The 4,190-nt window shown below is 64.5% G+C and carries 4 protein-coding genes; all 4 read left to right on the forward strand.

Going from position 1 to position 4,190, the window contains the following annotated elements; genetic code table 11:
- Positions 1-1,076, forward strand: a 1,076-nt coding sequence (locus tag B3873_RS06195; RefSeq protein ID WP_286864680.1) for a FimV/HubP family polar landmark protein, incomplete at its 5' end; no start/stop codon positions are given.
- A 163-nt stretch (positions 1,077-1,239) separates the two neighbouring features.
- The gene (locus B3873_RS06200; protein WP_286864682.1) at positions 1,240-2,148 is read left to right on the forward strand and encodes a tRNA pseudouridine synthase A; all 909 of its coding nucleotides are present in this window, start codon (positions 1,240-1,242) and stop codon (positions 2,146-2,148) included.
- A 50-nt stretch (positions 2,149-2,198) separates the two neighbouring features.
- The gene (locus B3873_RS06205) at positions 2,199-2,867 is read left to right on the forward strand and encodes a phosphoribosylanthranilate isomerase (RefSeq protein ID WP_286864684.1); all 669 of its coding nucleotides are present in this window, start codon (positions 2,199-2,201) and stop codon (positions 2,865-2,867) included.
- A 30-nt stretch (positions 2,868-2,897) separates the two neighbouring features.
- Complete coding sequence (gene trpB / locus B3873_RS06210) at positions 2,898-4,157, forward strand: tryptophan synthase subunit beta (RefSeq protein ID WP_034331673.1); 1,260 nt, start codon at positions 2,898-2,900, stop codon at positions 4,155-4,157.
- Positions 4,158-4,190 lie beyond the last annotated feature (33 nt).

A 4,190-nucleotide genomic window follows, 5' to 3' on the forward strand; every position in this document is an offset into this window, starting at 1 on the left:
CCGGTGGTTTCGTCGACAAGATCAAGGAAAATCCCTACATCGTGGCCGGTGCGGGCGTCCTGGTCGCGCTGCTGGCAGTCGGTGGCGGCGTGCTGGCCATGCGCCGCCGCAAGAAGAAGTCCGAGGACGGACCGGCTGAACCTGCCATCGAGCCTGAGCCTGCGCCTTCACCTGAACCCGTGGCGGCGATGGCCGCCGTTACACCCGAGCCTGAACCTGAACCCGCTCCGGTGGCCGAGCCTGAGCCCGCCGCCGAAGCGGTCGTGGCACCGGTGGTGGCGGCACCTGTCGAAGAGCCGCCGGTCGACCCGATCGCCGAGGCCGACATGTACATCGCCTATGGCCGCGACGAACAGGCCGAGGACATCCTCAAGCTGGCCCTGCAGACGCAGCCCGAGCGCCAGGCCCTGCACGCCAAGCTGCTGGAGATTTATGCCAAGCGCGGCGACGTGGACAATTTCAACCGCGTGGCGCTGAACCTGCATGCCCTGAGCGGTGGCCTCAACGAAGCTTGGGTCAAGGCGGCTGCGCTGGGCCTCACCATCGATCCGACCAATCCGCTGTATGGTGGCACGCCGGCCGAGCCGGAGCCTGAGCCTGAAGAAGCCGCGGGAATGGAATTCGACCTGTCTGACTTCAAGGCGGCCGAGGTACAGCCGGAAGCCACGCCGGCACCGGCGGCCGCCATGGACCTGGGCAAGGACATCGATTTCGACCTGGATCTGGAAAACGGCGCCAAGCCGGATGCCGACGAGCCCATCCTGCCGGCCTCCAGCGGCGCGGCCTCGGCCTCGATGTTGCTGGACAGCCTGGACGATGCGCCGGCGGCCACGACCCTGGCCGACCTCGACCTGAGCCTGCCGGAAGACACCCCGGCCCCGTCGGCGGCCAACATCCTGGAAGAAGACGAGGAATCGGCCTTCGAGCAGGAAATGACCACCAAGCTGGACTTGGCCGCCGCCTATGAAGAAATCGGCGACAAGGAAGGCGCCCGCGAATTGCTGGAAGAAGTGATGCGCGGCGGCAACGACGCCCAGGTGGCGCGCGCCAAGTCCATGATCGCCGCCCTGGGCTGATCCCGGCATCAGGAGCGATTACAATAGCTTCATCTCGCGGGCAGCTCGCATGAGCTGCCCGTTCGTTTTTTATCGTGCCGCCAGACCGTGGTGTGCGGGCTGTATGAAGCTTTCTGCAGGCTTGCGCAGGAACCCGGCCGCTTGCGGAAGGCAGTGAACATCCATGACAGAACTTTCTTCCCCGTCCGAGGGCCTGCGCCGTGTGGTGCTGGGCGTGCAATACGACGGCGCCAGCTGGCAGGGCTGGCAGACCCAGCCGCACCGCCAGACCGTGCAGGACCAGCTGGAAGCCGCCCTGCGGCGTTTCAGCACGACCCCGATTGCCACCACCTGCGCCGGCCGCACCGATTCGGGCGTCCACGCGCTGGAGCAGGTCGTGCATTTCGACACGGCCATTGCCCGCGACAGCTTTTCCTGGGTGCGTGGCACCAATGCTTTTTTGCCGCCCACGATCGCGGTGCGCTGGGCTTGCGAACTGCCCTGGGTGGATGACGCAGCCATCGCCGGCGCCACTGCTGCGGCCCAGGCGGCCGAGTTGCACGGAGCCGAGCGGGAAGGGGCCGAGAGCCTGGCCCAATTCGGTTTCCATGCGCGCTTTTCAGCCATCGCCCGTACTTATCACTACGTGCTCTACAACCACGCGGTGCGCTCGCCGCTGCTGGCCGGCAAGGCTGGCTGGACCTTCCGCCCGCTGGACGCGGACCGCATGCACCAGGCTGCGCAACACCTGATCGGTGAACATGACTTCACCAGCTTCCGCGCCGTGGAATGCCAGGCCAAGTCGCCGGTGCGCAAGATGGAAAGCATCGCCGTGCGCCGCTACGGCGACATGATCGTCTTCACCCTCAAGGCCAATGCCTTCCTGCACCACATGGTGCGCAACATCGTCGGTTCGCTGATCGTGGTGGGCAGCGGCAAGCAGGGACCGGAATGGATGGGGCAGGTGCTGGCCCTGCGCGACCGCAGCCGCGCCGCGCCCACCTTCATGCCCGATGGCCTGTACCTGGCGCGGGTCGACTACCCTGATAGCTGGGCGCTGCCGCAGGAGGCGCGTTCCTGGCCCTGGCTGTAAGCCCGTCAGCCGCCAGACCAGTAGAAGTTTTCACCCATGAGGCAATCTCCATGAGCTTTCGTACCCGCATCAAGATCTGTGGCCTGACCCGTGAAGAAGATGTCCGTGCCACCGTGGCCGCTGGCGCCGATGCGCTGGGCCTGGTGTTCTATCCGAAGAGCCCGCGCTACGTGACGCCGCTACGCGCCGGCGAACTGGCTGCAGCTGTCCCCCCCTTCGTGAGCATCGTCGGCCTGTTCGTCAACCCGACGCTGGAGGAGGTGCAGGAGGTGCTGCTTGAGGCACCGCTGACGGTACTGCAGTTCCACGGTGACGAGACGCCCGAGCAGTGCGCTGCCATCGCCGAAGCTGTTGTCAGACCCTTCATACGCGCGGCCAGAATAGGAAGTTCGACGCAGCCCGCGGATTTGTTAGAATACGAGCAGGCATATCGCTCTGCCAGTCCGTTTTTCACCGGACTGCTGCTCGACACCCTGGTCGAGGAGTATGGCGGCAGCGGAAAGGTTTTCGATTGGTCTCTCATTCCAAAAGAACTCGCGCCTCGGGCCGTTTTGAGTGGTGGCTTGAGCGTACACAACGTCACTGAGGCGGTCGCCGGCGTTCGCCCTTACGCGGTCGACATCAGCAGTGGCGTCGAAGTCGCCAAGGGCATCAAGGATGCCGCCAGGATAGAGGCCTTCATCCAGGCCGTGCGTCTGGCGGATGCTACCCCTGCGTAGCACACCCCCACAGAGTTTCAGAGGAACACCATGAAAGAATTGAATCCCCTCGGCGGCTTCGCCGAGCGTCAAGCCATTCCCGCCGCCGCTCTGCACCAGACGGCCCATTACAATTTGCCCGACGCCCGTGGCCACTTCGGTCCCTACGGCGGCAGCTTCGTCTCCGAGACGCTGACCCTGGCCTTGAACGAGCTGCGCGATGCGTATGCGAAATATCAGCACGATGAACAGTTCCTGGCCGAATTCCATACCGAACTGAAACATTTCGTCGGCCGCCCCAGTCCGGTGTATCACGCCAAGCGCTGGTCCGAGATCGCCGGTGGCGCGCAGATCTACTTCAAGCGCGAAGACCTGAACCACACTGGTGCCCACAAGATCAACAACGTGATCGGCCAGGCTTTGCTGGCCAAGCGCATGGGCAAGAAGCGCATCATCGCCGAGACCGGCGCCGGCCAGCACGGTGTGGCTACCGCCACCATCTGTGCGCGTTTCGGCATGGAATGCATCGTCTACATGGGCAGCGAAGACGTGAAGCGCCAGCTGCAGAACGTCTACCGCATGAACCTGCTGGGTGCCAAGGTGGTGCCGGTGGAATCCGGCTCCAAGACCTTGAAGGATGCGCTCAATGAAGCCATGCGCGACTGGGTCACCAACGTCGAGACCACCTTCTACATCATCGGTACCGTCGCCGGTCCGCACCCCTATCCGATGATGGTGCGCGACTTCCAGTCGGTGATCGGCAACGAATGCATCCAGCAAATGCCGGAAATCGCCTCACGCCAGCCGGATTATGTGGTGGCCTGCGTCGGTGGCGGTTCCAACGCCATGGGCATCTTCTATCCCTACATCGACTATCCGGACGTCAAGCTGGTCGGCGTGGAAGCCGCCGGCGATGGCCTGGACACCGGCCGTCACTCGGCCTCGCTGACCCTGGGCTCGCCCGGCGTGCTGCACGGCAACCGCACTTACCTGCTGCAGGATGCCAACGGCCAGATCATCGAGACCCATTCGGTCTCGGCCGGCCTGGATTATCCGGGCGTGGGTCCGGAACACGCCTGGCTGAAGGACAGCGCCCGCGCCAGCTACGCCTGCATCACTGATGAAGAAGCGCTGGAAGCCTTCCACAACTGCTGCCGCATCGAAGGCATCATCCCGGCGCTGGAGTCCAGCCATGCTCTGGCCCATGCGGCCAAGCTGGCGGCCACCTTGCCCAAGGATCAGATCGTGCTGGTCAACCTGTCCGGCCGTGGGGACAAGGACATGCATACCGTGCAACAGCATCAGGGTTGATCCCCGGCCTGCCCGCACGTGCCGACCGGCTCT

Origin of the sequence: Herbaspirillum sp. UBA812 (assembly GCF_002296545.1) — a bacterium.
Classification (GTDB): domain Bacteria; phylum Pseudomonadota; class Gammaproteobacteria; order Burkholderiales; family Burkholderiaceae_D; genus Herbaspirillum; species Herbaspirillum huttiense.

What these genes read in the sequence shown, in the direction of transcription:
- B3873_RS06205 (WP_286864684.1), top strand. Translation starts at nt 2,199, where the DNA reads ATGAGCTTTCGTACCCGCATCAAGATCTGTGGCCTGACCCGTGAAGAA.
- trpB (WP_034331673.1), top strand. Translation starts at nt 2,898, where the DNA reads ATGAAAGAATTGAATCCCCTCGGCGGCTTCGCCGAGCGTCAAGCCATT.
- B3873_RS06200 (WP_286864682.1), top strand. Translation starts at nt 1,240, where the DNA reads ATGACAGAACTTTCTTCCCCGTCCGAGGGCCTGCGCCGTGTGGTGCTG.